The sequence below is a fragment of the Phyllobacterium sp. CCNWLW183 genome (genome assembly GCF_037203775.1).
Taxonomy (GTDB): Bacteria; Pseudomonadota; Alphaproteobacteria; order Rhizobiales; family Rhizobiaceae; genus Phyllobacterium; species Phyllobacterium ifriqiyense.
The window spans coordinates 92,589-117,496 of sequence record NZ_JBBCBN010000011.1 but is presented as its reverse complement, the minus strand read 5'-3'; the positions used below and the strand labels follow the sequence as shown (position 1 = coordinate 117,496).

Here is a 24,908-nt window from a genome sequence, read left to right as displayed (position 1 = left end):
GCTTGCCTTCAACCGCTCCAACGCGCTGACATTTGGCGGCGCTATCAACGGCAGTGGCAGCGTCAGCCAGATTGGCACCGGAACCACGGTCCTTACCGGCACGAACACCTATACGGGCGGCACAACGATCAGCAGCGGCATCCTGCAGCTTGGCAATGGCGGCACCCGCGGTTCGATACTTGGCAACATCGCCAATAATGGCCAGCTTGTCCTTGATCGCTCGGATACACTGACGCTTGATGGTACAATCATCGGTACCGGTAACATCAGCCAGATTGGCAGCGGCACCACGGTCGTTACTGGCGACAGCAGCACTTTTGCGGGCAACACAGATGTTACAAAAGGTAGACTGCGCGTAGACAGCAATCTAGGCGGCAATGTAAATGTTGCCGCTGGAGGGCAACTGGGCGGCAACGGCACTGTCGGCGGCAATGTCAATGTAGCAGACGGCGGATCGATCGCTCCGGGTGCCTCGGTTGGCCGTTTGTCAATTGGTGGTGACTTGACGCTTGGCGCGGGCTCCACTTCCGAGTTCGAACTGTCAACGCCTGGTACCAATACAGATCGGGGCAGCAGCATAAATGATTTTATTGCTGTTGGCGGTAAACTGACCCTTGATGGGACGCTTAACCTTTCCGACGCTGGCGGCGCAGGCATCGGTTACTACCGGATTATGTCCTATGGTAGCATGGCTGATAACGGCATCAACATTGGAACATTGCCAAGCGGTCTGGGCAATGAGATTTTCACGATCGATACGACAACAGGGGGGTATGTCGATATCGTCGTTTCGAATGGGTCGGAGCAATATTGGAAAGGCGATGACGACGCCGGAGGCACTGGCACATGGAATAATGACACGCTTTGGGTAAACGCCGACAGAGAAGGGCCTGCCCCTTTCAAGGGTAATCTCGCGATTTTCAAGAACACGACCGGCGAATCGGGAGGAGTGGTGACTGTTGAGGGCGCGCAGAAGGCAGGAGGTCTTCAGTTCGTCAATAATGGATACAGCCTTGTCGCCGGTACAGGCGGTGCTCTGGTAACCGATAATGCGTCCAACCCCATGAAGCTAAATGCACTTATGGGTGTGACCGGATCAATTGATGTACCGATTACGGGCGGTGCCGGTGGCTGCGGTGGCATCACAAAAACCGGTGGAGGTACCGTTAAGCTTGGGGGGGCCAACAGCCATTGCGGAACGACGATCGACAATGGAACATTGTCGGTATCGGCCGACGAGAATCTCGGCGCGGCCAATGGCTCTCTGACATTGAATGGCGGGCTTCTGCAGGTCACGGGTACGGGGCTGACCGGCCTGAGCAACAACCGCGATCTCACCATGACTGGCAATGGCGGCGGGATTGACGTTGCTGCGGCAGGCAATACCTTCACCGTATCGCAAGCCTTGAACGGCACTGGTGCCTTCAACAAACAAGGTGCCGGCACATTGGTACTGACCGGCACAAACACCTACACGGGCGGCACAACAATCCGTGACGGAAAACTGTCGGTATCGGCGGATGCGAACCTCGGCGCGGCAAATGGTTCACTGCGATTAGATGGCGGCGTCCTGCAGGTGACGGGCACGAGCTATGCGGAATTGGCCGCAAGCCGTAGCCTTACCATGACAAGTGAAGGCGGCGGAATTGACGTTGCTACGGCAGGCAACACCTTCACCGTATCGCAGGCCTTGAACGGCACCGGTGCCTTCAGCAAACAAGGTGCCGGCACATTGGCACTGACCGGTAACAACACCTATTCCGGCGGCACGACGATCGGTGGCGGCATCCTGCAGCTTGGCAATGGCGGCACGAGCGGCGCAGTAACCGGCAACATCGCCAATAATGGCCAGCTTGCCTTCAACCGCTCCAACACTCTGACATTTGGCGGCGCTATCAACGGCAGCGGCAGCGTCAGCCAGATTGGCACCGGAACCACGGTCCTTACCGGCACGAACACCTATACGGGCGGCACAACAATCAGCAGCGGCATCCTGCAGCTTGGCAATGGCGGCACTCTCGGCGCGTTGAACGGAAGTACAGCGATCAACGGCGGTCTGCTGCAAATGGGCGGCACAAACCAGACCCAAGCCAATTTGTCATTAACCGGTGGCGGCGTCAGTCTTGTCAATGACAGAACCGGCGATCGTTTTAATCTTACTTCGAATTATCAGGGTGGGCAGTCGGGGCAGATTTTGCTTGATATCGACCTTGCAGCTGAAAGCGCCGACGTCATTACAATTGGCGGCGTTGCCATGGGCAAAATGAATCTCCGTCTCAATAATATTTCCGAAGTAACAGAACCGATTCTTGGAAGTTCAATACTGCTGGTCGATATTCAGGGGTCTGGAAATAACCTTGACGTTACCGCAGATGGTTTGCCCACCGGTGGTGTTGTCCGTTATGATCTTGTCCGTCAACCTGCCAGCGGGGGTAACGGATATCAGTATGTGGTTAAATCAGGGGTTGACGGGAATGCTGCAAGCGCCGTCGTTTCAGGTTTTATCGCTGCCCAGAACGTCGTTGCTTCATCTTTTTTCAAACCGTCAAGCGGCCTTGTTTCGGCGCCAATTGATCCCGATAAAAATCAGTTCGGCATTGCGCCCTGGATGCGGACCAATTCTGGCATGTCAACAATCGAGACGTCAGGAACAATCCGGCAGCCCGACGGAACGCTGATAGATACGCCCGCTAAACTGGATTCCCAGTATATAGGCTATCAGTTTGGTTTTGACGGCGGCCTCTTCAACATCAATGACACAGACGCCAACATCAACGTCGGCGTTACCGCGGGTCAGATATTTGGTAGTTCCGATCAAAAGAACTATGAAAATACAACGGATTTCCAGTCTGTTTTCTATGGTGCCTATGCGGCCTTTACCAAAGGCCCGCTTTTCCTGGATCTGCAAGTCCGCCAAGAACTGACTGATTATACTGTCAATGTGAATGATGAAGTGTTTCAAATTGGGGGCGAGAAGGTTTCTGGGACCCGGAACTCTATTGGCGGTTCGGCTTCCTATACCTACGCACGAAACGATTGGAGTCTTATTCCTGCCGTTGGCTTTACCTACTCGATGAATCAGACTGATGATCTGTCAATACCACGCAACATTCTCCTCAACCAAAAAGAGGGCAAAGTTCGCTTTGAGGATGTCGAGAGCATGATCAGCTTTGGAGGGTTGACTGTTTCAAAGAATTATTTCGTTCTTGATGATCGCCTTCGCCTTTCACCGTTTATTACGCTAACGGCCTACCATGATTTTGCCGGCGATATCGATGCAACCATGACGATTGATCAAAACAGCGCTAATCCGATCGTGCTTCCAGTCACAACGAAGCGGCTTCAGACGTATGGGGAAGCAAGTATCGGCATGAATCTTTTATCGTTGACAGGCAAGATCGGTGGTGCTGAACGCCTGATGGTCGGAAGCGTGCGGGGTGATTTCCAATTCGGCGAAGATGTCGTTGGCGGTGCAGTGACAGCACAGTTCAGAATGCAATTCTAAGATCTGACTTTAACTTATCGATCCGGTGTTGTTAACTAACCGACAGAGCTACGACTGTCAGATTATCAGCTGTTCCATTGATCAATGTATTATCGATAATTCTGTCGACGATCGCTTCAACCCGGTCGTTGGCCATCAAGCCGGGGTCACTGGGTTCGAGTACGCCTTCGGCAACGTTCGCCGTCATCAGCATAAATTTGTCTCCGGGCAAAAGCTCGCCGGTAACAGTGCTGGATGTTGCTTTGAATTGTAGTTGCAGGGTAGAGCCCGAACGTTTGCTAAGGCTGGTATCGGTTAACTCGATCACTTCATCGCCTCGAAGCAGGATGCAGTGAACATTTCCCTGCACGATCAATCCAAACCGGCTTTCGCGAAAGAGAAAGCTGAGCACGCCCGCCTGCAGCGCAGGACCAGCGACGGTGATATCAAGACGCTCGGTCAATGCACGTTTGGCATCCTCCAATCTTTCCTGCAGGACCTGTAAAGCATCATCAATGCCAGCCGGCAACGGAACGCTGTCCAAAGCTGCCAGCAGGAAGCGTGAAATAGTTGCACTGCGACTGAGGCCAAAGGTTCCATCCGCGATGGAGACAAGCCCTTTATCCAATCGAAACACGAAGCTTTCGATGTTTTGCTCAGCCAATGTTCCCCGATGGGATCGTGCAGCCAAAGATAGCGCTCCGGCTTTGGCAGATTCAGAAGACATGCCGTTATTGTGACGGGACAGTCCGCTTTGGCGTGCGCGCTCGAAGACGTCATCAAAATTCGCGGGTGCGGAGCCGTCAGTAAAGAACGATGCAAAGGCGCTGGCTGACGGCCAACCGCTGTAGAGCGAGATGCCAGCCTTGCGTCGATCCGAGCCTGAAGTCCACCATACTGAACGTGGGCCAGAGCTTTGATCATTCAGTGCTGCCGCAAGGGGAGCAAATATAGCTGTGGTTTCGCTATGCTGATTGGGCTGGCCGATATTAAAAGCTATTTTAGCCAGCCGGTGATCGAAAAAATCGAGATCGAAGTCATCGTCAAGCACACTTAAGACCAGACCCTCGAGCGACTGCAGCCATTCATCAGTCTGCCCGACTGCGGCAACGGAAAGGGCAAAGTCCGGTATTTGTGCTGCTGCGAGAAAAGGAAAATAACGGCCTGCCTTGTCAACGCTCGGGATCATCGTCCCCACAACGGGATAGGGTCCGCATATTTCCGCCTCCAGATAAAAACGCCATATCGGTGCGTTCAGATAAAGCTCCAGCCATTCACCAGCGAGTGTTTCCTGACTTGTCTGTAACGCGGATTGAAGCCACTGATCAAAATGCGCACGAACATTGCGATCAATGCGCCGGCTGACAAAATCTCCCTTTGAGGGGATTTTGCCGAAATAACCCGCCAAGACCGTGTCACGGTGGTGCATAAAACCTGGTTCCTTACTTCTATTGGTCTGGCAGGCGTCCATTGCCTTGTATCTGAGAATTGAGGTTACAGGCCCTCAGGGCATTTAAACGAGCGTATTGCATTCAACGCAAATGGATTGAGCACTGACCCGACCCTGATATCAAAGCTCGCCCTACGGCTGCCTATGCGGAATATTGCAGTAAACTGATCGGCGCTGGACACATTTTTTTGCGCCATGTCAAACAGGCGGAACATCGCCCACGGGCCATTTGTCTTTTTGGTTGTACCAGGTCCCGGAGGATTGAAGGCGATGCGTGCTTCGCGATTCCCTTCGCCCGGCCATTGGAAGGACTGGGTTTGGGGAGGGCCGTGATCGTAGGTAATGTTCTTGCCATTGATATCGAGAGAGACACTCGTCGAATTACTATCAAGGTCAGCCGGCGTAATATCCAGATCGAGACTTAGCTCGTTGCCGCCCTTTGAGAAGAAGGCGGTCTGTATCTCTTGAGCATTTTCAAACTGGATGAGAGCATCGCTTGGAATAGCTTCGGCACCGTTCATTCCGGTTAAGCGCCATGGGGACTGTGATACGTCGACGAACGGCTTCAGATGCAATTGGAAGAATGTTGCAAACTCACCGGATGGTCCGAACATGCGAATGAAATCGTTGATGGCGACATCGTTGACACCATTGGGGTTGAAAGGATAGCGGCCCTCGATACCAGCCTTGCAAACGCGTGCCGCTGAAGCCTGCCACATGGCAGACATGGACTGACGGGCACCGTTAGCTGTCAATCGCGCAATATCTGTCGCAAGACGGCCAATCCAGATACTTACCGGTTCAGGCAGGCGCTGTGCCTGTGTCACCAGCATCTGATTGGCCGATACAAGCTTGCTTTCTACGCCGAAGATTGTGTTGACATCTCCGGCGTTGATTGCGGCGCGGCTCAATTGCAGGGACAGCTCTTCAAGGATCGGAGAAAGATCCGCAAATTCCGATTTTTGACCCTCAGGCGCCTGCAGTGATTTACGCAATGCAGCGTAGGGATCGAGCATGTTTGTTTCAAAACCATCGGTCAACAATTGCAACGCCTCAACACGTGCGGATTCTGCCTTGGCCTTTTCCTCTGCCAGACGCCGCTGCGCTTCGTCTGTTGCACCCTCTTTGGGGGCTGGATTTTTAGGTGTTTCAGGTGCCGCAAACTGCTGCGGGTCGAGATTCGTTGCATCAGCGATGGCAGTGGCAAGAGTGCGCAGAGGATTATCATTGGAAGCGAGAATACGCACAATCTCAGCGGCTTGAATAAGATCGGGAGCAGGAAGAATGGTGAGGTCGCTCAGAAGCGCTGCCCATTGCATGCGGTTGGCATTGAAATAGATGCGCAATACATTGGTCTTGAGATCGTCACCAGATTCTGCATTCGCTTGATCTTCGCCAATAACCCAGCCTTCCTTGGCGAATTGTTCTGCCATTTCCGCCAGACGGGGCAGGAAATAATTGAAGTAGCCGTCACGCGTGAAAACGCCCGGTATGCCTTCACGCAAGTCCGTTAGGGTCTGCCGCGCGAACAGCAGTTTTGCTCCTGAACCTGCTTTGTCGAGAGGCCGCCACTCGGGTAGCGCAAGAGCATCAGGGCTTGCTACAAGAAGTTCGTACAGTTGCTGTGCCCGCGGGATGGCGCTCAGCTTTTCGCGGGCCTTTTTGATCAGGTTGTCGTCGAGTGTTACTGCCGTCAATGGCCGCGACAGCAACGCACGACTGTGAGCAAGCAAACTTTCGCGGACCTGGGTGCGTCCAGCACCGGGCAGGCTTGTGTCAAACGTTGCCCGCAGCTGACGCAAAGCAAATTCCTCATCAAGCGGCCCGAGGCCGCCAAGCATGCTGTAGAGTTTAAGCGTATCATAGAGCTGGCCCGTGCTGATCTTCGGGTCATTCATCCGGTTTTGCAGATGAACCAGCAAACGCGGCAACAGGAAACCATTTAACCCGCGGGCATAAGTCGCCTGCATGCTTTCCCGAAGTTTTTCTTCCTGATCAGTACCAAAGTGATACCAACGGCTCTTGCCCGCAATGTCATCGGTAAGGGCTCCGCGCAACGTATCAAGCGGTGATAAAACGCGGTTTAAATCGTCAGTCGTTATGTCTTCGACAGGAATGGACATCGCTTCGCGGTTATAGGATGCAATCCTTGCATTCACGGCGCCCATCGTGCCTTGGTTGGTGAAATAGGCGTGTGCCCAGCCTCCGAACAGTCCGCCGGCAATAACCAGGGGAACCAGATAGAAGATTGCAGACATGATGCGCTTGCGGCGCTGAACTTTGAGATCTGTCGTAACGAGATTGGCTTCACCAAAGATCACGTCATTGAACAGACGCGACAGGAAGAATGCCTTCTGCGAGACCGTTCCGGTTGTATTCGGTTCCTGCAGAAACGAGAAACGCTCGGAAGTCGACCGGCCAACCTTGTCATAAACTGCCCCGGTTTGGGTGGCGGAAACAAAATAGACGCCGCGCAGCAGTGGCGCACCAACCAGTTTTGAACTCGCAGTCAGTTCGCCGATCTGTTCGACAAGCACATTCTTGATAGATGCAAATTGTGCGGGGAACCGGAATACGCTGCTTCGCCGGATATCATCGGGCTCCTGTTGCATGCGCTCCAGCAATATCTTGTGCATGCGTTCCAGCAGCAGATCGATTTCACCCGAAAATGCCTGAGCGATCTTGCCTTTCGACTGACTGACGCCAAGCGGGAAGGTAACTCCCAGAACCTGTTCACGATCAAACTTGTTGAAATTGTCGAAGAACTCGCCAAATCCCGCAAGCATATCAACCTTCGTGAACACGAGATATACGGGCAGGCGTACCTTCAGATTGTCTTCAAGATCACGCAGGCGCTGTTTGAGTATGCGAACTTCCTTAAAGCGCGCCTGCGCACTTTGGGTAAGTATGTCCGCCATGCTGATCGTTACGATAACGCCATTGATTGGCTTTAACGGGCGATGACGCTTCAGTAGACCCAGAAAGCTTTGCCATGCAGTACTGTCAACGGTAACATCGCTGTCCTGCGTTGTGTAGCGCCCGGCTGTATCAATCAGCACAGCCTCATCGGTAAACCACCAGTCGCAACTGCGTGTGCCACCAACGCCCTGAATGGCCTGCTCGTCCATTTCATCGGCAAAGGGAAAGGACAGGCCTGAATTCACCAGCGCAGTTGTCTTGCCGGATCCGGGAGAACCGATGATCAGATACCAGGGAAAGTCGTAAACGTAGCCAAACCGCTTTTTGCTGATCGATTTGAGGCGCAGCAGTGCGTCTTTGAGGCGTTGCCTGAGGAGCGTAACCTCTTCTCTTGCATCTGCTTCGGAAGCCGTGCCGTCTTCCGCGACGGCATCAATCATCGCAGCTTCAGCCCGGCGACGCCTGAATGCCGAAACAATTACATAGATAAGCCAAGCCAGTACGACGACGCCAATCGCCACCAGACGGCTATATTCGGTTTCCAGCGGGCGCCATTGGCCGAAGGCTACGCTTTCGCCGTAAAACCAGATCATCACAGAAATGGCGACAACCCAGATTAGCGACCAAAACCTGCCGCCCTTGAGGAAGCCGGCGTAGCCCTCAAGATAAGATCGGATTGTGTAGAGCCAATTGAGGATATTCACTGTTGAGTGCCTGCGCCGGTTGCCGTGTCATTCTCGGGGCGCGGAGTAGCAATTACGACGATTTCTGTTCGCCTGTTTGCCTCTTTACCCTCTTTGGTATCATTCGTATCGATCGGTTCAGACTCGCCCTTGCCCTCGAACGTAATTTGATTGCCAGGTACATAGGCCCCGAGGATTTTTGCGACGTTTTCTGCTCGTGCTCGCGATAGATCAAAGTTTGACGGAAACCGAGCATTATTTCTGATCGGATCATTATCGGTATGACCGAAAACCTGCACCGCAAAATGCTCCTGCGCAATGGCCCTCCCAATGCGATCTATCAGACCCCGAAACTGCGGTGACACGTCTGCTTTTGCCGATGCAAAAAAGCCTGCGTTACGAAAACGCACGAGCACGCGATTACCGTTGCGTTGAGTTGTAACCAGGCCGCGATCTACTTCCGGTTGCAGGAAAGCGAGGAAATTACGAATCCGATCAACCTGCTCGACGGGCTGGGGAGCTGGTTCGGCAACTTTAATTGATGGATTGCCTTGGGGTGGTGCAGCCGCCATGGCTACCATGACTGCGTCTGAGTCTCTATTGAGCAGCCGCAGAATGCCGATGTAACCGAAGGCGCAAAGCAGTACCAGTAAACCAAGCAAGGTCGGATAAAGATTCTTGAAGCGCCCCTTGAGGAAGCGAGCATTGATTCCGCGCCAATGCGGCGACACTTCTCGTTCGACATCTCCCATTGTGGCTTGAAGCGTCCGGTACAGGCTGTCTCTGATCTGGGACAGTTCCAACGCGCCACGCGCACTAACCCTAAGTTTGCCTTTGAAACCGAGCGAAAGACACAGATACAGCAACAGCAGAATATCTCGGTTGCGGCCTGGATCTTTGTGAAAGTGCTCAAGCAGTTCAAAAAAACGTTCGCCGCCCTGCACATCCCGGTGGAACGTCGAGACGATACTGTTGCTCGCCCAATTGCTTGCGCCGCCCCATCGTGTGCTTAAGACGACGTCGTCAATAGTGGCGCACAAGGCATAATGGGCAACGCGTGCGTGCTGGGCATCGACGTTGGCATTGGCTACTTTGCGTTCGTATGCGCGCATTTCGTCAATGACCGCCGTACGCAGCTGATCTGGATCGGGACCTTCATGAAGTCCGCGCAAATGATAAAGCAGATTGAGCTGTGGCCGTGCTGCCGACACTAAAAACGGCAGGCCTTTAGGTGTGCCGTCGATCATCTCCACGCCGCCTTCAGTCAATGCAGCTTGCAACGTGGTCGTTTCGGCAGAATCGGCGATACTGGATTGGGCATTACGACCACGATCACCGCCGGGTTTTGGCTTTATGATCGTCGGTTCGCTGCGCCAGAACTTGTCGTCACTCATAGCGTCATGACTTTATTGCCCAAAGCTCAAACTCAATGGACGGAAACTCACCGGCCAGATGCAGAGCGATAGCACCGGAAGTGCTAAGCTGTTTCCACAAGGGGCCGTCTTTATCGAGTTCAAAATAGCTTGTGCCCGGGCGATAAGGCAATTGGCGCGGCGCTACAGGCAGTGGGCGAACCGCTATGCCTGGAAGAGCGACATTGACCAGTTCGGCGATACGTTCGACTGGACCGACCTTGATCTGGCGAGGCAGGGTGCTGCGAAGTGCTTCCGATGGCATATCGCTTCGTACAGCTAATACAAAGCCGCTGCCGAGGAGCAGATTGCGGTCTGTAATCGTGCCAACGCGTACACCATGCTTGCGTTCGTCGAGTGGAATTTCCACCGCTGAACGTTCCAGCACGGAAGAAAGTGACTCGCGCAAATCTGCCAGAACCGGATCAAAAGAGCCGCGCAAATCAACATGGCGGTAGCCGGGGAAAACCGACCCCCTGCGTCGTTGCTTAGTGAAGGTTGAAAGCTCTCCGGCAAGCTGGGCACAGAGCACATAAAGCGTCTCCGGATGCAAAGCAGCAAGATTTTCGCGGTGATGCCGGAAGACTGCTTCATTGCGGTTAAGGACTTGCAGGAACTGGAAGTCGGAAACCTCTGCCGTGCCGCGTATGGATGGATCGCCCATTCGATCGGCGATCGCTTCGGCACGGTGGGACATGATACCCAAAATTTCGGTGACGATATTTTCGAGTTGAAGCTGGGCTGCGCAATTTGTGGCTGATGCAATGAAGGTATCGTCAAGTAGGACCGATTGATCCTGTCGAACCTCGACAATGCGGGCTACAGCTATGCGATCATAACCGGCCAATTCTTCGTCTGACAAAAGAAAATTCAGGCGCAGCCTGCCAACCTCCAGCAGTGCTGAAATTGAACTGCCTTCATTCGTATCCTGCACCTCATACTTCTGACGCGCATAACGAATGCTGCGTCCCGGTGTAGTCTCGCCGCCTACTTCAGCAAGTCCTGCCTGTTGCATGGGAAGGCACAAATAGACCAGAACATTCTTGGTACCTTCCTCCAGTCGCAGTGCTGGGGGCAGATCAACGGGGCCGGGGGCTTCGAAAACAGTGCCGTCCGGCATCACTCCCCGCGCACTGGAAAGAGCAAACAGACCATTGCTCAAAAGCTGTTCATTAATAGCAAGACGGGAAACACCCCACGGGAACTTTACCAGTTCACGTGTTGCCGCCTTTACAAGCTTCTCGGTCCAGCGGTCCTGTTGCTGGAAATGCTGCGCCCGAAGGAACATGCCTTCCGACCAGACGACGCGATTGTCATGTTCCATCAATAAACACCGTATCGATTAATTGCTGGCGGACGCACTGACAGACAGTCTTCCGACAGAAATGCTTAAGTTCCCGGAGCCTGAAATCGGAACGAGTGCACGCCAGCGGGCGTTCTCAATGTCGCGGAAACCGGCGATTACACCAGCATATGCACCGTCAATGCCAGGATTGATGACCAGATTGGCAGTCTCACCCGGACGTACAGAAATCGTCTTGCGCTCTACAAGGTCGTCACCGAGTGCGCTTCCGCCTTTCAGCTGAAAATAATCGAGTGACTGGAAGCGGCCGGGCGACTTCAGCACGAATACTTCTACCGCTGTGGGCGTGGCCGAGCCGGAAGGTGACGGATTGGCTGAACTGCTGGCGGAAACAGTGACAGGAATTGGTTCCTGGTATTGCGGCCCCGTGTTCTCGGGTGTTGATGTGCAGGCAGAAAGAAACACTGCCGCCGAAGCAGCAAAAGCGAAATGAAAAGATCGTTTTGACGATGTGTTTTGGTGACGAGACTTAGATACTTCAAGCGTTTCAAAACGCATACTACTCTCCCGATGCAATCCATTTATGGACTTGACACAGCCTAAGTGACCAAACTGGTTGTAACTTGCAGATAAGACACCTTCACGTCAACGTAATCTTGAGTGGGCGAGATTTATGTTTTGGAAAAGAATTTGCGAAAAAGTTTCAGTAGTGCAGGTTTGCGCCGTTCGTCCTGTTGTTCCTCGAAAAGTGTTGTCGAGGCAAGGAATTCATCCCAAAGAGCTGCCTTACGCAGCGCAGGGATCGCTTTTGATTTGGTTTTGCTTGCAAGAACTGAAGGATCGATCGCCTGTTGGACCTCTCCAATAAAGTCCAGCACGGCTGCCGACAGCTTGGTCTGGTAATTGGTGATGGAGCGAAAGTCGCGCTCAATGAGCTTCATGTCAGCAGGTTCAGCCTCGTTGATGAACTCCACGACGCGATACATCCGCTGGCTGTCCTCTTGGCTTGCCAATGAGAATATCCAGGGTGTGTCTCCAACAATGCCTTCCAGCTCCAGGCGAGCAGCGGATGCATTCTTTCCTACATGCATTTCATAGAGTTCGCTCAAGGCGATTCGCATAACTGCGCCGGCTTTTCGCAAAAACTGTTCCGGATCAAGACCGGGTGTCGATGCATCCAATCCCGCACCATCCATAAAAGCCTGAAGCAGTTCAGCAGCTTCCTGTGCTGAAACGGTTCTTGCTGGGGCCGCTTTTGATGGCGTTGGTACAGGAGCTATGGCTTCGGGCGTTATCGAAGGCTGCTCAAACCGGACCGGCTGCTGTTCGATTACCGGTTCTTCGTCATCACTATCCCAATTGTCCGGAAGGATAGGGCGCACGACCGGCAATTCAAACAAGGAGTTTGCCGCTGGCGTTTGTTCTATCCTGTCAGAAAGTGAAGAAGGGCGGGTGGCCCGATACGGCTTGATGATATCCACTTCAGTTTCGGGCGGCCCATCCCAGCCGATATCGGAGACGCCCAAGCCTTCACGCGATGCAGGTTTGGCTGGCTTGTCAAACAATTCATCGTGGCTTTCGCCGGGCAGTTGCCCCGTGGCTCCGACGCCCGCAGGAGCAATGTCCGATAGAATTGACGTCACGCTTGGCCCTGCCAGCAAGTCAGCGCTGCTACTTTGCGCGACAGGTGTTCGAATGGCGGCGTTCTTCTGCATGACAAGTTTAAAGCGGTAGTCTGCGATCTCAATAGTGTCGCCATCAAACAATTGCTGACCATGTTGCCGGTCGACAGCAATTCCACCAACGCTGACGCCGTTTGTACTTTTGTCGATAAGATAGATGCCCGTATCGCGCTGTTCCAATGTGCAATGATGCTTTGAAACGACACGGCGGCTATCCTTGATTACCCAATCGCAGCTTTCGCCCCGGCCTATGGTAAAATGCCGCCCTTGAACCACCATGGAACCACCAAAAGAGGTGTCATTCGAGTTGTTCATGGCTTGAAGTTCAATTCGCATTTGTAGTTCCTGCATATGGTAGGCAATAAATCTGTGCGTCTTACGACGGACAAATAACTCTGATATCTTAGTCTTCACCACAAGACAGTTGCAAGTACAGCGATATCTAGGCTAATTTTGTGTATACACTGTGATCTGCTGAAGATCGGATGAAAACAGGAGTGCACCGGACGATAGGACTTGTCTGGTAACGCCCGCAAGTTAAAGAGACAGTGAGTGTCCTCTCATGTGCAATATATCAGTCGATTGACTTCATTCGCGCTACACGTGGGTGCGGTGCTTATTGCGCTGTTTTTTGCGCTGCAGAGTGCCCAAGCAGAAATACTGGGGCTTCCGGTACAAAAACGCATTGCCTTGATCATCGGTAACGCCGACTACCAGAATGTCGAGAAGCTCGAAAACCCAGCAAATGATGCCGCAGGTATCTCGGACGCATTGAGAGCGCAGGGATTTGATATCTTTCCTGCAAACAACACTACGCGCGCCGAATTCGACAGGATTTTCGAAGATTTTAAAGTGCAGGCCAAGACTGCGGACGTCTCACTCGTCTATTTTTCGGGCCATGGATTTCAGTTGAACGGTACGAATTATCTGGTGCCCGTCGATGCGCATCTCAATGATCGGACAAAGATTGTCGAGGAGACAATCAGCCTCGACAGGATCATTGCCGAAGTACAATCGCCGGACCGTCAGACACTGATTTTTCTTGACGCCTGTCGTAATAACCCCTTGCCGGGCGGCGGATCGGTAAATGCCGGCCTTGCACAGGTTACAGGCGGCGCGAACGTATTCATAGCCTTTGCCACCCAACCCGGTAACATCAGTTATGATGGCGCCAGCTCGTATAGCCCATTTACCAAGGCGCTGCTCGACCATATCAATGCACCCGGCCAGGACATCTCAAACATGATGATCAAGGTGCGTGCCGATGTGTTCGCAAATACACTTGAGCAGCAGCTGCCCTGGGATCAGTCTTCCTTGAAGAAACAGTTTTACTTCTCGCGGCCGGTTGATGGAGGTGAGGATCAACAGACTACCATTGCGATGGCTGCTCAACCGGCAAGAGGCGGGCAGGGCCTTTCCCGCCGGACGGACCTTGGATCAATGATTGATCCTCCGGCAGTGGGTCTGACGGTTGCTCCGCCGGATGCTGGAGCTGCACCGTTCCCCCCGGCCATCAATCCGGAAATTATGCCAGGCAACGGTTTGAATCCGCCGGTGATTTATATGCCTACGGCACCGGCAGAAATATTCGGGCCAGAGGATCTGGTCTGGGGTCTGCAACAGGAATTGCAAAGGCTTGGATGCTATACTTCTGATTTGGACGGTGTGTGGGGAGCGAGCTCACGCGAAGCCCTTGCTCGGTACTATTCGAACAGAAACCTCAAGGTTACCGATACTGCACCGACACAGTTTCATTATGAAAACTTGCGGCGTGAAACGAACACCGTTTGCGTGTATGTGCCACCTCGACAGGCGGTTGCTCCGGCACGCAATGGTCCACGGGCTCAGGTAAAACCTGCCAGAGCGCCACGACCTGCAACAACATCAGCGCCGCGACAGCAGATTGATGCACCTGCCCGTGCTGCGCCGCCACGCAAAGGTTTGCGCGATATTGGTATTGGCGGTGTGTACCGATAACGCCCGTCAGGGGCGCGCAAGTCTTGTCAGCTTCATATGGTGACTTATGAAGCATGAAGGATCCCTCCATACCATCAACGCGGACTTCAAGCAGGCAAAGAAACTGTCTGGAAGGCGGCGTTTGATACGGCGTTTCACACGCTTCCTTTCGTTCACTTTCATTATCGCTGCGATCGGTTCTGCGATATATTTTACTCCGCGTTTTGCCAATGCCCCTGAAGATTTGACAGACCAGACATTGGTTATCCCGGAAGGCGAGGTTAACTCCGCTGGCAAAGAGGGGGATTTCGAGCTGGCAGCAACTGATGACCGGCGAGACGCGCTGCTGCTGCAAACTGTCAACAATGAAAAGCCGCAGGCCCGTAAAACTGAAATCCGCTTCCAGAAGAACGATAGTGGCTCGGAAATAAAGGGCCCGATCTTTTATGTCTCAGACACGATGCTTTCGAGTTCCGTCCGGTTGATGACAGCATTGCCTGCAACTCCGCAAGATTTCGCCCTTATGCAAACAGCTCCTGAAGCGCCGGCAACATCGGCAACGCCCATGAGCCAGCCGGAGGCCGGATCTAAACCCGGTGACACCGCCCCCACCGACGCCGGCTGGGAAGGCAGCGTATCGTCCAGTGAACATACGCAGATCGGCCAGACAATGCCCGGCAGTTCCAATAATATTGAAATCATCGGCGAAAAGCAGCGCCCACCGCAAAATCAGCAATATGTAATCAAGGTTCTGGCCGAACGAAGTGTGGCTGACGTGCTGACAGATGGCCACACAACACTAGGTGAGAATATCCGTGTATCCGAAGCCGTGGCCAGGCTCTTGAACATTCAACTGCTGCGCCCGGGTTATCTTGCTGTCTGGCGAACATCAGTTGTGGATCCGCAGAGTGTGACGACTGCACCGGTACAGCTTTCACTGTACGGGACCGAGGGGCTGATCGGCAGCTTGGCGCGTGCCGACGACGGCAGCTACCTCAAGATTGACGATCCCTGGAAAGATGAAAGCTGGACAGAACTCGTAACAGGAGGCAAGCCCGAGGCTAGTGAACAGAATTTCCGCATCATGGACGGCATTTATAGTGCCGGGATACGCAATGACATACCTTCGAACGTGGTCACCGAGACAATTACACGGATGTCGCGACTGTATGACCTTGGTAAGTTCATCTCGCCCGAAGACAGGGTCACATTGCTTTATTCGGAATCTCCGCGCGATGGACCCAGCGAAAGCGGACGTGTGCTTTATGTATCGGTCCGGCGTAGCGGAGAGACTTTGCAATGCTATCTCCTGCGGCCCGAGCGTGGTGGTGACTACTCTTGTATGACGGAAAATGACACCACGTCGGGTCTTGGCGGCGCAGAAGGTTTCGTGCTCCCCGTCAAAGGCGTATTCCGGTCTGGTTTTGGTCCGCGTGTTCATCCAATTCTTGGTTCGGTAAAGTTTCACGAGGGCGTGGACTGGTCAGCGCCTGCCGGGACGCCCGTTTATGCATCGTTCGACGGGACCGTATCTTTTGCCGGTACCAACGGCAATTTTGGCAACTTCATCAAGATCAGACATGCGGGCAATCGTGAGACGCATTATGCGCATCTACAAGGATTTGCCGGTAACGTGACAGTGGGAAAATCGGTGAAAGCTGGTCAGATAATCGGCTTTGTTGGATCTACTGGCCTTAGCACCGGCCCACATCTGCATTTTGAGCTTGTGGCCAATGGCCGGCTGGTTGACCCATTAGGCTCCAGCTACAGCGAAATCGGGCTTGATGGGGAAGCAGCGAAACTTGTTCAACGCATTATTCATGTGGAGAGCGGCGGCAACCCTAACGCAGCCAATCCATTGTCTTCTGCCAGCGGTCTCGGCCAATTCATCAATAGTACATGGTTACGGATGATGAATTCCTATCGAGGCGATCTTGTTTCCAAGATGAGTGTCAGCGAACTCCTCGCGTTAAAATTTGATCCGACGCTTGCTACGGAAATGGTCATGAACCTCGCGAACGAGAATGAGGCGACATTGAAAGCCTCAGGAATTCCCGGTACTGCAGGCAATCTCTATCTGGCCCATTTCCTTGGCGGCGGCGGTGCCGTAACTGTGCTTTCAGCCGCGCCAGATACGCAGTTGAGCTCGCTGTTCGACCAATCGGTATTCGCAGCCAATCCGTTCTTATATGGCAAAACCGCTGGATGGATCGTCGATTGGTCCAACCGTAAAATGTCGGGCAGCACTGGGGGTATGACGTCTCCGGTTTATCGTGAAGCTCGGGTCAAGGCATCGCGGTTCCGGCAATACAGCTCGGCAATTGACGATATTCTCTCCAAAGTCCCCGGCTGATCGGGACTATTCGCCAGATGGCTCACGAACGATCCTTTCATCGTACGCTTCGCCGAAGTAATGAAGAAAAACGTCCAGAATGCCATTTTCATGTGGTTCGTTGCGTTCACGCCATGCTTTGACGTAACGCGCCCAATAAGCACCCTTGCCCGAAAGCAGAGAGCTTGGAGTTGAAGCTTCGATCGCATCGGGAGACAGTTCGTTCAGGAGACGAAACAAAGCCGTTTGCATCGCCTGAAATACCGCCTGTTCGTGCTGCTTCAATTCCTCGACCGTTTCGGAGAAACTGTTGCCGGCATCAAGATATTCGAGTTTGTTTGCACCAAACAGTGCAGCCAAAGCGGTAGATGCCTCGGGGATGAACTTCATCGGATTATTATTGTTCGTTTTCAGCACCGTTTGTCTGGTGCTGCGGATGAGAGCGCGCATTTCTGCCCGAGCAGCCAGCAACTGCGTTAATCCTGGTACGATTGTGCGGAATATCTGTCCGAGTTGCTCGGCAAACTCGTCATCCTGACGCCCCGCCAAAGTTTCGGGGTCGAGTCCTGCGCCACGAGCGAAATGTTCAATGAAGCGCTCGCGCGGTCCGCCGGTATGGGATGCACCAGGCCGAGGTTTGACGATGGTTGGTCGGGGCTCTTCAGCAGCGACTGATACAGGTTTAAGGTTCTGTAGCGACGCAAGCTGATCAACTCCGAGGAACATCGTGCGATCCTCCATCTCACGCAACCTTCCATCGGCATTCAAGGGCATGATGACCGTTTGCTCAAAATCCGAGGGTCGAGCAGCCTTTGCAGGCTTTTCGAAGAAAACCCGTAATTGATAAGGGCCGATCTGGATAAGGTCACCCGCAGAAAGAACCCGCCGCGCGCTGTTCTGCAGTTCCTCGTCATTGATCAAAAGGCCATTTGCTGAAAGATCCTCAGCCCAGTAAGAGTCCTTATCATAGTCAACTCTGCAATGTGTGGTTGAAACGAAACGGCTCCTGTCAGGCAAGGTCCAATCAGCTTCTTCAGCACGGCCAATGGTGAAGCTACGCTTGTCAGATACATATTCCGGTATGACATCGTCACCATGCAGAGAACGATTCTCCAGTCTTAGCACCAATCGCATCTGCTTCTCCGTCTGACCCTATCCACCTATAGCCTATTCAAATAAAGTGTTGAATACCAAGACTATAGTGGATTTGGATGATAGATAATCAGCAAGGTCGGTCATATTTGATGAAGTCGCAAGGTCGAAGCGGGGAAAGCAGCATTTGATACTTCGAAACCCTATTGTCCCACTTGTGCTGGGCGCTACGTTTTTGCTGCTGGTTTCGATAATGCCCGCATCGGCTGCGTTCACCGTTTGCAACCAGACGTCCGACATAGCCAATGTGGCTATTGGCGAGCAGGTTGAAGGGCAGATGCGCACGGAAGGCTGGTGGGCCATTGCTGCCAATCGTTGCGCGGATGTTATCAAAGTGAAACTCGCCAATCGCTATATCTACGTACACGCTGTTGACGTACAGGGGCGCCCTGTTCTTAAAGGGAGCGTGGCATTGTGCGTTGACACCAAAAAGTTCCAGATCTCAGGAAAGGATGATTGCTGGCAACGCAACCATCTGCGAGGACTATTTACCGAAGTCGACACCCAATCATCTGATAACTGGACGCTGTTCTTGAAGGATGGATCATAAAAGGAAAATCAAATCTACTGATTTTCTCAAGTGACTATGGAGCCAGCATATTTTATGTACATTGATGGCAAGCCCCCAATTTCTGGCGAGTGGTTTAATTGCCACGGCGCTACACATACCGGGCGCGTCCGCCCGGTAAACGAGGACAGATTTCTTGCGAAACCATCGCATGGTATCTGGCTCGTTGCCGACGGGATGGGCGGTCACTCACATGGCGACGTTGCGGCTTCGATGATTGTTCAGGCTGCCACCAAAATTGAGCGGCCATCCACACATGTGGATCTGGTGAGCGCGTTCATTGGACAATTGCACGGGGTGAATGAGGACATTCGCAATCTGACTCGCGAGCATGGATTGGGAGTTATGGGATCGACCGTAGTCGGGCTGCTTATCGCAGAAGGGCAGTTCTCCGCGGTCTGGGCGGGCGATAGCCGCCTCTATCTCAATCGCGGAAACCGTATGACCCAGCTGACGAAGGATCATTCAGAAATCCAGCAGATGATCGATAACGGGACCTATGACGCTGTAGGGGCTGCAGGGCGCAAGAATGTTATTCTGCATGCGGTCGGCGTTCGCGAGCTTCCATATTTCGAGACTGTTGATGGTGAGATCAAGGAAGGCGATACGTTCATTCTGTGTAGTGATGGTCTCACTGCACATTTGTCCGCGCCGGATATACAGGGCATCGTTTTATCCTTGCCGCCAGCACCTGCATGTCAGCTTTTGATCGAAACGGCGTTGCAGCGTGGCGGAACAGACAATGTGACTGTTGTAATCGTTGAGTATCGCGGAAATGAAATGACAGGCAGACACTCATGAGCGGCAATACCGGTAAGTGCATGGGTAGTATCAAGCCGGGAACCCGGTTGAACGACATTTACGAAGTTACCGCGCTTTTGGCAGTCGGTGGAATGTCGGAGGTTTATAAAGGGCATAACATCCAGACTCTGGATGAAGTCGCCATTAAGGTGATCCTGCCGCATCTGGCGAGTGATGAACACGTTATTTCGCTGTTCAAGCAGGAAGCATCAATCCTTAACTCCCTCGGGCACGACGCCATTGTCCGCTATCACGTTTTCTCTATAGATCGCGCCACGGGTACGGCTTATCTGACGATGGAACTGGTCGAAGGGCCGTCATTATTTGAGCGGATAAGGGACCGTCCTCTCAGTTTGGCCGAGGCAGCCAAACTGATCAGCAGGATTACATCAGGTTTGAAAATCGCACATGGCCGCGGCGTGATCCACCGCGACATTTCTCTCGACAATATCATTTTGTCCGGCGGCAATGTCGAAGGCGCCAAATTGATCGACTTCGGGATTGCCCGCCTCGGCATTGGCGGAGACAGAACGCTGCTGGCCGGAAGCTTCGCCGGGAAGTACAATTATGTTTCACCCGAACAGCTCGGACTGTTTGGCGGTGAGGTTCACGAACCCAGCGATATTTATAGTCTGGGATTGGTTTTTGCCGCGGCGCTGCGTGGCAAACCCATTGATATGAGCGGCACTCACGCAGATGTTGTGCGTAAGCGGCAATCCATTCCCGATCTTTCAACGATCCACCCTGCCGCGCGGGCGATCATTCAGCGTATGCTTCAACCCAATCCTTCACTTAGACCCAAGAAGGAAGAAATCCTTGATGCGCTGAGGCCAATGATTCCCACCAGCAAAGAACCCACTTTGCGTCGCTCCGGTGGTTTGGCACGCAGCACTCCATTGGCGGCTTCCAGCCAGAATGCTGCATCGCAGGGAGGGGCAGGCAAATGGTTGGGGCTGGTGTTTTTTTTGCTCATCGCGGGAGGTCTGGGCTGGTACGGATACAACAATCAGGCCTTGATTCAATCTTATCTCACGGCTGCCAAAGAGCCTGTACAAGCGCCTGCCGGCAAGTCTGATTTCAAATTGAACGCTGACACTGGCATCGTGCCGCCGCCAGGTGCACCGCAACCACAACCGCAACCATCTGCCGGATCTTCGAAGCAGGAAACACTGGAAGCTCAGCCTGAGCCTCCTCCACAAAAGGCTGAAGAGCCTGCACCGCCCGCGATCAAACCTCCCGAGCCAATGGCAGAACCGGAAAAGCCGGCAAATTCCGTTCCGCAGGTTGCTCTGAGCGAACAGGACTGGGTTAAACAGTTTTCCGGCGGTCCATGCTTTTTCGCCAACAGCGCTAAAACGGCACCCGAGAAAATCAATATCGAAGGTTTTGCACCAAGTGTTGAGCCATTCTACGAGATGGAGAGAGCATTTCGCGCCGCTTTCAAATATGAGCCGACTATCCATGTGCGTCAGGTTGCTGCCGCTCAATGCAAGGCGCTCGCTTATCTCGCAGAAACCGGTGCAAACGCTGGCAAACCGATCATCTCAATGAAGAATGAAGTGCTGGGTGCAGGCGAGCAATTGATTGCGACGGTCAGCGGTGTTGAAAAAGGTCAGCTTCATGTTCTGCTGGTGCGCAATGATGGCGAGGTGGATGCTGTAGACACAAAGCGCGGTAGCGATGGGGAGGCGACGATTGACCTCAAATTGGCCGCACCCGCCAAGCAGGTCTCTACACCTTATATGCTCATCGCTATCCAGTCGGACGAAAAACTTGATATAAAGACTGGCAAGGATGTTTTCAAAGCACTGGCTTCTGCCTCCCAACAAATGAGAACCAAACCTGTTGTTACGGTGAAATATTTCCGGCAGCAGGGCTAATTTGCGGCCTGGGCAACTTTATCCGGGTCGAAAACCGCATCTGCGCTATCTTCTGGGGCTGGAGCCTGCCGTACCCAAAGATCCCAGCCAAGCCGGCCGACAGGTGAACCGCTCTCCAGGCGAGATTCGGGAATATCCTCTTTTGCAAGAATTAACTGGATTTCGAATGACAATGACGGCCCGCAATAAAGCCGTATGAGCTCAGTCAATTCCGCAAATTTTTTCTGGGCGGGCATCAGCGACAGATATTCCCCGTAGCGAAGGGGGCCGATCGAAACCCTGATGGCGCTTCTACGGTCGGCATAAGACGAACCGGCAATAGCCGTTACGCCTAACAATGCGTTTTCCCGGGAGCCGCTGCCGAGTTGTGTTTGCTCCGAGATATCAACTTGCAGCCAGCGTTTCTGAAATTGGTGCACGGTTACTTCATATCCAAGAAACTCGGCAAGCATGAGTCTTAGGTTTGTAGCGGTCCGGCGTTGATTAGCGAAAAACCCGGAGAAGTAGAGCGGGACCTCTGATGCGATGACCAGTTGATCAACAAGTTTTGGAGAAGCGAGACCCAAAAGAGCATATATGCTTCGGGTCACCTTGTTCTTCGGGCCGATTCCAAAAAGCTGAATGAGGCTGGACAGCCGGTACTTTCGCGAACTTGCGAAGAACAACTCGCGCAACTCTGCAGCAAAAATCTCGAGGAAGTCAAAATAACTTGAGCTGCGCAGCCGTTTCTCATCAAGCGCACGATCGGTATAGACGGCGGGCAATGCCGCTACGGGACCGACGAATCCAATATAATTGGCGTGGATACTGATTTTCTCTCCCCTGTTTTCTGCAGAGGAGAGAGCGGTGGCCACGTGATTATTCGTCGCGTGGGATGTCAGGACTGTGGATGTGATTTTATCGCCTGCCAGCTCCAACAATAATTGCGCAGCGTCCGGATCAAAAAGGTGCGGCTCAGCCCTGAGCCGATCAATCAGAGAGCTTGGAGATACCTCACTCAAAGCAATACCTCTTCAGCGGTACGTGGCGAGAACCGCACGACGGGCAGGGCAAGTCCGCTAAGCCGTACAGTAAGGCGGGAAAATGTATTGATGGAAGCATACAGGCCGAAAAAGTGCGAAAGCACTGATCCAAAAAGGTAGGCTTGGCCGCGGTCCATCAGGGCGTCCGTAAATTCCACCGTGACATCAACACCACTGGCAATCGTCCCGTCACTCAGCCGTGCAGTCGCTTTGCGGCTGGTGACCGATGCAATTGCTTCAATCATGGATCGCATTTCCGGTGAGCGCCGGAAATCATAAAGCCGGAGCATGCTCTTGAGTATTTCCGGGTCGCCGCTGGTTAGGGGCAGGTGGTTCAATGAAAGATGCGAGATGAGCTTCCAGTAGGACTCACCTTCAGATTCGAAACGATGCGTATGTGTCGGGGGAAGGAGGCAACTGATCTTGCCGATCTCTCCGACCTTGGCTTGAGCACCGAAATAAGGTTGTCCGCCACCAAATGGCAGCAACTCCGGCAGGCCACGATTGAGGCACAAGGCATCGATAGAGGCCACCAGATGGTCTTCCGGTGTCGTAGGGTCAAGGTTCATATCAACAAAGCGAATCTTTGCCTTGAACGATTTGCTGTCGTCATCAATCTCGCGCTTGTACTGCCAGAACATGTCGGCATTTTTTTCATTGGACTGCTTTTTTCTGCCAAAGAACGGAGGCACCTCTTTGCGGTTGCCCTTCTGGTCAGAAATATTGACCCGCTCAATAGCGTAGATTTCCCGGGTGGAGTTATAGCGGGCATCGGGAAGCAGATCATATTCATTTTGGGTATGGTTCACAGAGATCGGCTCAGCACGCTGCTCAAACAGGTTGATGACCGGCGTGCAATGCAAATCAAAGCTCGTCAGGTCCACAGCCTTCGCCAAAGCGTTGGCTGGCGTGTCGAGATAGAAGAAAATATGAAACTCATTGCCTTTAATTCCCGACAGAAAGGACTTCAGTCCCTTCAGCTCAAAGAACAGAAACTTTTCCGGCAGCGCGAAGAATTCGGCAAGAAGACGAAAGCCGGGGAAGCTTCTGTTGGAATACGGCAACATACGCCTGTCATGCTCGAAGCCGAGGGGTTTCAGCGCATTTGGCGGGAGGCGAAGCGCAGCCTTGTCCTCCCTGTGCCGTCCAATCGCAATACCTAGCGTATGATTGAAAAGAAGTTCGTACAGCGCAGCACCGGTTATGAATGGTGCTTTGATGAAGAACGTCAAAGCGTCGAGATCAAGTTCAGCGATGGTTGTAACGGGGCCGGTTGTCTTGATCCTGAAGGAGAGACATGACATTGGCGTCAAGTCAGGCACAGGCGGTGCCACATAAGGCGGTTGGGCCAGCTTGCAGTCAGTCAGAGCGACCGGGCTTAACGCCAAGGATTGTGTTGTCGTGAACCGGCAAGTATCACCGCGAACCGGTTCTGAATCGACAATCATGCCCCGTGGCAGATCAATCGTTTCGTCCTGCTGATCCGAAGGATTGAATTTGAGAATGGACATTGACGGTATTTGCGCCAGATAGTGCGGATAAAGCGATTCCAGCAGCGTTTCTGTCAGTTCAGGAAAATCGTCATCCAGCTTCTGCCGGACCCGCGCTGCGCTATAGGCGAAACCTTGTATCAATCGTTCAACATGCGGATCGTCGACAGCTTCCGGAGTAAGGCGCAGACGCCCCGCAACCTTGGGGTGCTGGTGAGCAAAAACCGACGCACGCTTGCGTAGCGCTCCAAGCTCCCGATTATACCAGGCAAGAAAACGGTTAGCCATGATGAGCGCCGCCAATCATGAAATGCCGGGTCGTCGGGTCCAGCGAGGTATCGAAAATGATTGGTTCTATACCATCCGGAAACAGCATCTCTGCTTCGATGCGCAAGTCCAGCACACGATCCTGATCGTTACGATTTCTGCCAAGCCCAACCTGAACGTGAGAAAGGCGAGGGTCGAATGCCACGATCACTTGCCTGATAGCTTCTGCGAGACGCAATCGTTGTTCGGTCGTGGCCAGCATCAGACCATGAAAACCGGCAGTGCCAAATCTCAAAAGGCTTGTGTGCAGTTCTTCAAATTCCTTCTCGATGGAATGGGGCCATTGCTGCGCGTTCAGAAGCGCTTCTATGTCTTTGCGCACACTTTCACGGATATTATTGATCTTCTGCCGGGGCGTTGTGGGCTGATCGGTCATCATATCAGGATCGTGATCCATCAGACGATCAAGCACAGATTCAAAAGATATCCTGCTGCTTGCTGCCATGT

The 24,908-nt window shown here is 53.1% G+C and carries 16 protein-coding genes; 6 read left to right on the top strand and 10 right to left on the bottom strand.

The window, feature by feature from the left end:
• Nucleotides 1-3,505, top strand: a 3,505-nt coding sequence (locus V9K95_RS22105; protein ID WP_337345124.1) for an autotransporter-associated beta strand repeat-containing protein, incomplete at its 5' end; no start/stop codon positions are given.
• Between the two features lie 31 nt (nucleotides 3,506-3,536).
• Here the strand turns inward: V9K95_RS22105 and tagF are convergent.
• The 6 genes from tagF to V9K95_RS22075 form a co-directional block, all read right to left on the bottom strand.
• On the bottom strand, nucleotides 3,537-4,913 hold the full coding sequence (gene tagF / locus V9K95_RS22100) for a type VI secretion system-associated protein TagF (protein ID WP_336442280.1): 1,377 nt from the start codon (nucleotides 4,911-4,913) through the stop codon (nucleotides 3,537-3,539).
• Between the two features lie 65 nt (nucleotides 4,914-4,978).
• Nucleotides 4,979-8,557 carry a type VI secretion system membrane subunit TssM gene (gene tssM / locus V9K95_RS22095; protein WP_336442279.1) on the bottom strand — a complete coding sequence of 1,193 codons (3,579 nt, stop codon included), beginning with the start codon at nucleotides 8,555-8,557 and terminating at the stop codon, nucleotides 4,979-4,981.
• Nucleotides 8,554-9,930, bottom strand: coding sequence for a type VI secretion system protein TssL, long form (gene tssL, locus V9K95_RS22090; protein ID WP_336442278.1), 1,377 nt, complete (start codon nucleotides 9,928-9,930; stop codon nucleotides 8,554-8,556). Before tssL ends, tssM begins: the two co-directional genes overlap by 4 nt.
• Before the next feature lie 4 nt (nucleotides 9,931-9,934).
• Complete coding sequence (tssK, locus tag V9K95_RS22085; protein WP_336442277.1) at nucleotides 9,935-11,272, bottom strand: type VI secretion system baseplate subunit TssK; 1,338 nt, start codon at nucleotides 11,270-11,272, stop codon at nucleotides 9,935-9,937.
• An 18-nt stretch (nucleotides 11,273-11,290) separates the two neighbouring features.
• The gene (gene tssJ, locus V9K95_RS22080; protein ID WP_336442276.1) at nucleotides 11,291-11,809 is read right to left on the bottom strand and encodes a type VI secretion system lipoprotein TssJ; all 519 of its coding nucleotides are present in this window, start codon (nucleotides 11,807-11,809) and stop codon (nucleotides 11,291-11,293) included.
• A 113-nt stretch (nucleotides 11,810-11,922) separates the two neighbouring features.
• Nucleotides 11,923-13,269: a type VI secretion system-associated FHA domain protein gene (locus V9K95_RS22075; RefSeq protein ID WP_336442275.1), complete on the bottom strand. Its 1,347-nt coding sequence runs from the start codon at nucleotides 13,267-13,269 to the stop codon at nucleotides 11,923-11,925.
• Between the two features lie 216 nt (nucleotides 13,270-13,485).
• On the opposite strand from V9K95_RS22075, the gene V9K95_RS22070 reads away from it, so the two are divergent.
• Together V9K95_RS22070 and V9K95_RS22065 are read left to right on the top strand one after the other, a co-directional pair.
• Nucleotides 13,486-14,910, top strand: coding sequence for a caspase family protein (locus V9K95_RS22070; protein ID WP_336442274.1), 1,425 nt, complete (start codon nucleotides 13,486-13,488; stop codon nucleotides 14,908-14,910).
• Nucleotides 14,911-15,031: 121 nt separating this feature from the next.
• Nucleotides 15,032-17,242: a peptidoglycan DD-metalloendopeptidase family protein gene (locus V9K95_RS22065; RefSeq protein WP_336442273.1), complete on the top strand. Its 2,211-nt coding sequence runs from the start codon at nucleotides 15,032-15,034 to the stop codon at nucleotides 17,240-17,242.
• A gap of 6 nt (nucleotides 17,243-17,248) precedes the next feature.
• Here V9K95_RS22065 and tagH read toward each other — a convergent pair whose 3' ends face one another.
• Nucleotides 17,249-18,355, bottom strand: a complete 1,107-nt coding sequence (gene tagH / locus V9K95_RS22060) for a type VI secretion system-associated FHA domain protein TagH (protein WP_336442272.1) — start codon at nucleotides 18,353-18,355, stop codon at nucleotides 17,249-17,251.
• 145 nt (nucleotides 18,356-18,500) lie between these two features.
• Between tagH and V9K95_RS22055 the strand changes: the two genes are divergently transcribed.
• From V9K95_RS22055 to V9K95_RS22045, 3 genes are read left to right on the top strand one after another with little or no spacing between them, the layout of a single operon-like run.
• Entirely contained in the window at nucleotides 18,501-18,923 is a 423-nt protein-coding gene (locus tag V9K95_RS22055; protein ID WP_336442271.1) for a DUF1036 domain-containing protein, read from the top strand.
• A gap of 54 nt (nucleotides 18,924-18,977) precedes the next feature.
• The gene (locus tag V9K95_RS22050; protein ID WP_336442270.1) at nucleotides 18,978-19,742 is read left to right on the top strand and encodes a PP2C family protein-serine/threonine phosphatase; all 765 of its coding nucleotides are present in this window, start codon (nucleotides 18,978-18,980) and stop codon (nucleotides 19,740-19,742) included.
• Complete coding sequence (locus tag V9K95_RS22045; RefSeq protein ID WP_336442269.1) at nucleotides 19,739-21,622, top strand: protein kinase domain-containing protein; 1,884 nt, start codon at nucleotides 19,739-19,741, stop codon at nucleotides 21,620-21,622. The genes V9K95_RS22050 and V9K95_RS22045 overlap by 4 nt, the downstream gene beginning before the upstream one ends.
• Here V9K95_RS22045 and tssG read toward each other — a convergent pair.
• The 3 genes from tssG to tssE are packed head-to-tail and all read right to left on the bottom strand — an operon-like array spanning nucleotide 21,619 to nucleotide 24,906.
• On the bottom strand, nucleotides 21,619-22,623 hold the full coding sequence (tssG, locus tag V9K95_RS22040) for a type VI secretion system baseplate subunit TssG (protein ID WP_336442268.1): 1,005 nt from the start codon (nucleotides 22,621-22,623) through the stop codon (nucleotides 21,619-21,621). The two genes, V9K95_RS22045 and tssG, sit on opposite strands and share 4 nt — an antisense overlap.
• Complete coding sequence (gene tssF / locus V9K95_RS22035; RefSeq protein WP_336442267.1) at nucleotides 22,620-24,422, bottom strand: type VI secretion system baseplate subunit TssF; 1,803 nt, start codon at nucleotides 24,420-24,422, stop codon at nucleotides 22,620-22,622. Before tssF ends, tssG begins: the two co-directional genes overlap by 4 nt.
• Nucleotides 24,415-24,906, bottom strand: a complete 492-nt coding sequence (tssE, locus tag V9K95_RS22030) for a type VI secretion system baseplate subunit TssE (protein WP_336442266.1) — start codon at nucleotides 24,904-24,906, stop codon at nucleotides 24,415-24,417. Before tssE ends, tssF begins: the two co-directional genes overlap by 8 nt.
• Nucleotides 24,907-24,908 lie beyond the last annotated feature (2 nt).

Coding starts and splice junctions, on each gene's coding strand:
- tagF (WP_336442280.1), bottom strand. CDS start 4,913: ATGCACCACCGTGACACGGTCTTGGCGGGTTATTTCGGCAAAATCCCC.
- tssL (WP_336442278.1), bottom strand. CDS start 9,930: ATGAGTGACGACAAGTTCTGGCGCAGCGAACCGACGATCATAAAGCCA.
- tssK (WP_336442277.1), bottom strand. CDS start 11,272: ATGGAACATGACAATCGCGTCGTCTGGTCGGAAGGCATGTTCCTTCGG.
- tssJ (WP_336442276.1), bottom strand. CDS start 11,809: ATGCGTTTTGAAACGCTTGAAGTATCTAAGTCTCGTCACCAAAACACA.
- V9K95_RS22075 (WP_336442275.1), bottom strand. CDS start 13,269: ATGCGAATTGAACTTCAAGCCATGAACAACTCGAATGACACCTCTTTT.
- tagH (WP_336442272.1), bottom strand. CDS start 18,355: ATGCGATTGGTGCTAAGACTGGAGAATCGTTCTCTGCATGGTGACGAT.
- V9K95_RS22050 (WP_336442270.1), top strand. CDS start 18,978: ATGTACATTGATGGCAAGCCCCCAATTTCTGGCGAGTGGTTTAATTGC.
- V9K95_RS22045 (WP_336442269.1), top strand. CDS start 19,739: ATGAGCGGCAATACCGGTAAGTGCATGGGTAGTATCAAGCCGGGAACC.
- tssF (WP_336442267.1), bottom strand. CDS start 24,422: ATGGCTAACCGTTTTCTTGCCTGGTATAATCGGGAGCTTGGAGCGCTA.
- tssE (WP_336442266.1), bottom strand. CDS start 24,906: ATGGCAGCAAGCAGCAGGATATCTTTTGAATCTGTGCTTGATCGTCTG.